Annotated in this window: 6 protein-coding genes; 5 read left to right on the top strand and 1 reads right to left on the bottom strand. The window is 72.6% G+C overall.

The features are described 5' to 3' along the window. On the bottom strand, positions 1-1,081 hold a 1,081-nt coding region (locus VM840_01835), incomplete at its 3' end, for a GTP-binding protein (GenBank protein HVL80316.1). A gap of 132 nt (positions 1,082-1,213) precedes the next feature. Between VM840_01835 and VM840_01830 the strand changes: the two genes are divergently transcribed. The 5 genes from VM840_01830 to VM840_01810 all read left to right on the top strand — a co-directional run. After that, the gene (locus VM840_01830; GenBank protein HVL80315.1) at positions 1,214-1,795 is read left to right on the top strand and encodes a CDP-alcohol phosphatidyltransferase family protein; all 582 of its coding nucleotides are present in this window, start codon (positions 1,214-1,216) and stop codon (positions 1,793-1,795) included. Continuing rightward, positions 1,785-2,693 carry a phosphatidylinositol mannoside acyltransferase gene (locus tag VM840_01825; GenBank protein HVL80314.1) on the top strand — a complete coding sequence of 303 codons (909 nt, stop codon included), beginning with the start codon at positions 1,785-1,787 and terminating at the stop codon, positions 2,691-2,693. Before VM840_01830 ends, VM840_01825 begins: the two co-directional genes overlap by 11 nt. Continuing rightward, complete coding sequence (locus VM840_01820; protein HVL80313.1) at positions 2,690-3,778, top strand: glycosyltransferase family 4 protein; 1,089 nt, start codon at positions 2,690-2,692, stop codon at positions 3,776-3,778. The genes VM840_01825 and VM840_01820 overlap by 4 nt, the downstream gene beginning before the upstream one ends. Before the next feature lie 39 nt (positions 3,779-3,817). Next, on the top strand, positions 3,818-4,735 hold the full coding sequence (locus tag VM840_01815; GenBank protein HVL80312.1) for a hypothetical protein: 918 nt from the start codon (positions 3,818-3,820) through the stop codon (positions 4,733-4,735). A gap of 46 nt (positions 4,736-4,781) precedes the next feature. Beyond that, the coding region (locus tag VM840_01810) for a pyridoxal 5'-phosphate synthase lyase subunit PdxS (GenBank protein ID HVL80311.1) at positions 4,782-5,203 on the top strand (422 nt) is incomplete at its 3' end.

Below are 5,203 nucleotides of genomic sequence, written 5' to 3'. Positions count from 1 at the left end.
GCTCCTTGCCCACCATGTAGAAGAGCTGGTGCATGCGCTCCGTCGCGCCCTGGGTCGTGTTGTGCGCTTCGTGGTCGGGCCGCATCTCCCCCGAGAAGACCCGGAAGATCGAGATCTTCCCGACGAACGGATCGGAGATGGTCTTGAAGACGAACGCCGACATCGGCTGGCCCGGCTGCGGCTCGCGCGTCACGTCGTCTCCGGTTCCCGGCTTCGACGTCCCGACGAGCGCCTCGCGCTCCAGCGGCGAGGGGACCAGCGAGCAGATCGCGTCGGCCAGTCGGTCGATGCCGATGAGGTGGGTCGCCGATGCGACCAGGACGGGGGCGGTGGCGCCGGCCGCGACCGCCCCGGACAGGCCGGCCGCGATCTCCTTCTCGTCGAGGTCACCGGCCTCGAAGTACTTCTCCATGAGCGTGTCGTCGCCCTCGGCCGCCGCCTCGACGGCCTGGACATGGGCCTCGCTCACGGGGTCCTGCATCTCGCCGGGGATATCGGTCGGGGAGCCCTTGGGGGAGGACCGGTCGTACGTGAAGGCCTGGTTGGCGAGGAGGTCGACGAGTCCGGTGAAGGAGTGCTCCTCTCCGATCGGCAGGTCGAGGGCGAACGGCTTCGAGCCGAAGGCGTCGCGCAGTTGGTCCATCGTCCGGGTGAACGAAGCGCGCTCGCGGTCCAGCTTGTTGATGACGAACAGGCACGGGAGCCCCAGGTCCTGCGCCATGTCCCAGATCAGCTCCGTCTGGACCTGGACCCCGTCCACCGCCGAGACGACGAACAGGCAGGCGTCCGCGACCCGCAGCGCCGAGGCGACGTCGCCGAAGAAGTCCGCGTACCCCGGACAGTCGATGAGGTTGATCTTGTGGCCATTCCACTCGACGGGCGCGATGCCCATCGAGACCGAGATCCTGTGGTGGTGCTCCTCGGGCTCGAAGTCGGTGGTGGCTGTCCCGTCCTCGACCCGACCCGATCGGGTCGTGGCTCCCGAGGCGTACAGCAGAGCCTCGGCCAACATCGTCTTCCCCGCCCCCCCGTGGCCCACCAGTGCGACGTTGCGGATCTGCGATGGCTCGTATGCCTTCACTCGATCGCCTCCCCAGTCGCGGCGTCCCGCGCCCTCCCGTTGAGGTCCCCGAGGTAAGGAGCCACCGGGGTCCTCGGTCCGGTCATTATAGGGGCGCGGTCTGCAGCCCCCGTCCCGAAGGGAGCCTCCTCCTTGCTCGACTCCAAAGCGCGCGACCTGCTCGAGGGGGTCTCGAGCACCGCCGGGCGCATCGTGGCGCGGACGGGTCTGACGCCCAACGCCGTGACGGCGGGCGGCCTGGCGGTGGTGGTGGTCGCGGCCTGGCTCGTGGTGCAGGACCGGATGGTCGCCGGGGGCGTCGTGCTGGCCGCGAGCGGGCTGTTCGACTTCCTCGACGGAGCCGTCGCCCGAGCCACGGGCAAGGCATCGCGCATGGGCGCCTTCCTCGACTCGGTGACCGATCGCCTGACCGACGGCGTGATCCTCGGGGCGATCGTCTACGCGCTCGCCCAGCGAGGCGACGAGGTCGGGGTCGCCCTCGCCCTGGCCTCGTTGGTGCTGGGAGGCGCCGTCTCGTACGTCCGCGCGAAGGCCGAGTCCCTCGGATTCGACTGCAAGGTCGGCTTCGCCGAACGCGCCGAACGCATCATCGCCTTGATCGTCGGTCTGGTCCTCTCCATCCTCACCCCGGTCCTGGCCGTCCTCGCCGTGGCGTCCGCGGTCACCGTCGTCCAGCGGCTCGTCCACGTCGGCCGCCAGGCCCGTGCCCGCTGATCGTTCCGGACGCCGGCACCCGGCGTACCTCCTCTACCGGAGCGGACAGGCCCTCACCTCCCGCATCCCCGGCCCCCTCCTGCTCCCCGCGGCCGAGGCGGCCGGCCTGGCGATCGGACGTCTCAACGGCCGCCGCCGCGCCGTCGTCCGGCGGAACATGGCCCGCGTCGTCGGCCCCGCCCGGGTGGAGAGGGCCGTGGACCTCGCGTTCAGGTCCTACGCGCGGTACTGGGCGGAGACGCTGCGTATCCCGGCTCCCGGGCTGGAGAGGATCGCCGAACGAGTGACCTGCGAGGGGGTCCATCACCTCGCAGGGCATCTCGATGCGGGGCGCGGGGTCCTATTCGTGACGCCTCACGTGGGATCGTGGGACGTCGCCGGGCTGTGGCTGGCCTCCCAGGGGTGGCGGACGGTTGCGGTCGCCGAGAGGCTGGAGCCTCCGGAGCTCTTCGACCTCTTCTCGACGCTGCGCCGGCAGGCAGGCATCGAGGTGCACCCGCTCGGGGAGTCCCGCTCGGCGCGTGCCCTGCTGTCGGGGCTCGCTTCCGGCGCGATCGCCGCGCTCGTGGCGGATCGCGACATCTCGGGGACCGGCGTCGAGGTCGAGTTCTTCGGGGAGCGGACGTTCCTCCCCTCCGGCCCGGCCGTCCTCGCCCGACGCACGGGAGCCCCCTTGATCGTGGGGGGGATGTTCCAGCGCCCCAGGGGGCGGTACCACGGGGTGATCCTCGAGCCGATCGAGGTCGCGAAGGGGAAGACCGACCCCGACGACACGACCCGGCTCACCCAGCTCGTCGCCCATCGTCTCGAGGAGCTGATCCGACGCGACCCCGGACAGTGGCACCTCTTCCAGCCCAACTGGCCCTCCGACCCCGGCTACCGCGGGGGACGGCGGTGAACGTCGCCATCGTCTGTCCGTACTCCATGGCGCTCCCGGGCGGGGTGCAGGAGCACGTCCGCGGACTCGCCGCCGGGCTCGTCTCCCACGGGTGCGAGGTCGTCCTCTTCGCACCCGACCTACACATGACCGGCCACCCACCCGGCGTGACCGCCATCTCGCTGGGAGGCTCGGTCAAGATTCCCGCGAACGGGTCCGTCGCTCCCATCGGGCTCGACCCCCGCATGCTCGTCCGCCTGGAGCTCGCCCTCGACCCCGCCGAGGTGATCCACGTGCACGAGCCGTTCCTGCCGGCCGGGCTCGCCGCCGTGATGCGCGCCCCCCGTCGTACGGCCGTCATCGGGACCTTCCACGCGGCCGCGGACCGGTCACTCCCTTACGCGGTGGCCCGCCCGCTCCTGCGCCGCGTGGCACGTCGGATGCACGCGACCACGGCAGTCTCCCCGGCCGCGCGCGCCCTGGTCACCCGGTACGTCCCCACCGACCCCGTCATCGTGCCCAACGGCGTGGACGCCACCGCGTTCGCCACAGCCAGCCCCGATCCGTGGGCGTCCACCCTGGGACGGGTGGTCCTGTTCGTCGGACGTCCGGAGCCGCGCAAGGGGTTCGACGTGGCCGTACGCGCCTTCTGCGCCGCCGCCGCCTCCCGGCCGGACATCCACCTCGTCTGCCTGCCCGCCAGGGAGGTCCCCGCGGGGCTGGTCCCGCCCAGCCTGGCCGATCGGGTCCACACCCTGGGCCCCGTCCCGGCCGACCGAAAGCTCGCCCTCTTCCGCTCGGCGACCGCCCTCCTCGTGCCCTCGAGGGGGAGCGAGTCGTTCGGCATCGTCGTGCTCGAAGGGATGGCGGCGGGTTGCGCCGTCCTCGCCAGCGACATCCCCGGGTACCGAGCGGCGGGGGGCGAGGCGGTCCGATACGTGAGCCCGGGGGACGTCCGGGCCTGGGTATCCGCCCTCGGCGAGGTGCTGGACTCGGACGAGGGGAACCTGGCCGCAGCGGGGACGGAGCGAGCCCGGACCTTCGACTGGCCCAGGGTGGCCGCCCGGACCCTGGACGTCTACCGCGGCGTCCTGCCGGTGGAGTGAGCGGGTCCGCCCCGCGGATGGGGTAACGTCTGGGGACCTATGGCCCGGAAGCTCCAGCGCAAGCGCTGGCGCCGTCCGCAGCGCCTGACCCTCGAGGGACCGCCGGTCGCACGCCGCAAGGACCTGGTGATGCCGACCGTGATGGACCTCGAGCCAGGTGAGGCTGCGGGGCGCAACCGCCGCAGGACGGCCGTCCTGCTGGTCGTCTTCGGCATCTCCGTGCTCGTGGAGGCTGGTGCGGTGGCGGCGGCGCTGATGCTCGCCGGGCTCCCGGCCGTCGGCGCGCTCCTGGCCGTCCTGATCGCCGTCTCGGGCGCCGCCTACCTGGCCGCGGGAGCCCGCTACGGCGACGGGTGGGCCCGGTACGCCCTGAGGGCCACCCCGGTCACCGCGCCCGAGATCCTCAACGCGGTGGACGGGGTCTGCTCCGCAGCCAAGGCGCCGTCGCCCGAGCTGCTCATGGTGCCCGGCGAGCTGCCGAACTCCCTGTCCCTCGGCCTCCGCACCCGGTGGGTGGCCGTCACCTCCGGGACGACCAGGCTCTCGCGGCTCGAGAGGGAGGCCCTCGTGGCCCACGAGCTCGCTCACCTGCGCGACGCGGACTCGTCGCTCGCCTCCCTCTTCGTGCTGACCGCGGGGGCGATCGAGCTCGCGTCGAAGGCGCTGGGGGCGCCCCGCGGCTGGCTCGCCCTCCTCTCCGTGCCCGTCTGGCCCGCCTGCCTGGTCGTCCGGGCGTGCGGGCGGCTCGTCTCCCCCGCGGATCGCGAGCACCGGGCCGACGTGGTCGGCTCCCTCGTCACCCGCTACCCGCCGGCGATGGCCAGCCTCCTGCGCCGGGCCGGCGGCGAGCACGCGCCGGCCGCGCTCCGCGTCACGGACAGGTTCTGGTTCGCTCCACGCACCCGGGTCGGGGGGCCCGACGTCCACGAGCGGGCCACGCTGGTCGCCGAGATGTGAGCCGGGCCGCCGTACGATTGGTGCGGACGGCTGCCGAGGAGGACCGATGGAACGGGGAACGACGCGTGTGAAGAGAGGCCTTGCCCAGATGCTGAAGGGCGGGGTGATCATGGACGTGACCACCGCCGAGCAGGCGAGGATCGCCGAGGACGCCGGCGCCGTGGCCGTGATGGCCCTGGAGCGCGTCCCCGCGGACATCCGGGCCGAGGGCGGGGTCGCGCGCATGGCCGACCTGCGCAAGGTGGACGAGATCGTGGACGCCGTCACGATCCCGGTGATGGCGAAGGCGCGCATCGGACACTTCGTCGAGGCTCAGGTCCTACAGGCGGCCGGGGTGGACTTCATCGACGAATCGGAGGTCCTGACCCCCGCCGACGAGGAGCACCACATCGACAAGAACGCGTTCGCCGTCCCCTTCGTCTGCGGTGCCAGAGACCTGGGTGAGGCGCTGCGCCGGGTGGGGGAGGG

Source organism: Actinomycetota bacterium, assembly GCA_035540895.1.
Lineage (GTDB): Bacteria > Actinomycetota > JAICYB01 > JAICYB01 > JAICYB01 > DATLFR01.
The sequence above is the reverse complement of the archived record's forward strand: the minus strand, read 5'-3'. Positions and strand labels throughout refer to the sequence as shown.